Annotated in this window: 1 pseudogene; it reads left to right on the top strand. The window is 41.8% G+C overall.

Annotation, left to right across the window (positions count from 1 at the left end):
- Positions 1-362: 362 nt before the first annotated feature.
- A pseudogene (locus tag ACEWK1_RS27750) lies at positions 363-567 on the top strand (acetyl-CoA C-acyltransferase); the annotation flags it as partial.

The following is a 567-nucleotide window of genomic DNA, read 5'->3' as shown; positions in this document are numbered from 1 at the left end:
GAGCGAGTGGTGTCGTTCATAGGGGTGATGAACGACAAAAGTGTTGAGGTAAGAGCGAGTGGTGTCGTTCATAGGGGCGATGAACGACAAAAGTGTTGGTGAAGAGCGAGTGGAGTCGTTCATAAGGTGGATGAACGACAAACCCTAGATAGAATCAGTCACAGATGGTCTTCAAAAGCCCGGATGATGAAGCCCAGCTCAATAGAATCCCCACAAACGTTCTTCAGAACCCCCAATCAATCAAAATATAAAAAATCAAACATACACATAGAAGAAAAAATTCCCTAATATTTCTATTAAACTATACTATAATGAAAGTAATGAGCAATGGCTCAGAAACATGAATTAAGGGGGATGGAGAAATGCGAGAGGTTGTGATTACTGCAGCAGTGCGAACACCTATCGGTTCTTTTGGAGGCGCTTTCAAGGATCTATTGCCTACACAATTAGCTGTACCTGTTCTAGACGAGGTTGTAAAAAGAAGTAAGCTTCAAAAGCAAGATGTGGAAGAAGTGATTTTAGGACATTGTATTCAAAGGACAGATGAGCCTAATACAGCGAGGACAG

It is taken from the genome of Metabacillus sp. YM-086, assembly GCF_048059995.1.
Classification (GTDB): Bacteria; Bacillota; Bacilli; order Bacillales; family Bacillaceae; genus Metabacillus; species Metabacillus litoralis_B.
The sequence above is the reverse complement of the archived record's forward strand: the minus strand, read 5'-3'. Positions and strand labels throughout refer to the sequence as shown.